This is a genomic window from Dyella sp. ASV21 (genome assembly GCF_016428975.1).
Classification (GTDB): Bacteria; Pseudomonadota; Gammaproteobacteria; order Xanthomonadales; family Rhodanobacteraceae; genus Dyella.
Genome location: NZ_JAELTT010000383.1, coordinates 1 through 308 on the forward strand (window position 1 = coordinate 1; position 308 = coordinate 308).

The window sequence follows — 308 nt, forward strand, 5'->3', positions numbered from 1 at the left end:
CAGGCGCCCGTCGCGGCCTTCGCGCAGCAGCGGACGCAGTTGATCCTCGGATTTGCGCTCGGCGCGGTGCGGCAGGTACTTGGCGATTTCCTCGGCAGCCTCGGCATAGCTGGCAAAACCATCGGGACTGTCTCTTATACACATCTCCGAGCCCACGAGACCCGTGACCGAATCTCGGTTTGCGGGGTGGGGGTGGAAAGGGGGGGGGGGGGGGGGGGGGGGGGGGGGGGGGGGGGGGGGGGGGGGGGGGGGGGGGGGGGGGGGGGGGGGGGGGGGGGGGGGGGGGGGGGGGGGGGGGGGGGGGGGGG

At 76.6% G+C, this 308-nt stretch carries 1 pseudogene; it reads right to left on the minus strand.

Annotated features, from left to right (window positions below):
- Positions 1–138: pseudogene (locus JHD67_RS21990) on the minus strand (alpha/beta hydrolase); the annotation flags it as partial.
- Positions 139–308: the final 170 nt, after the last annotated feature.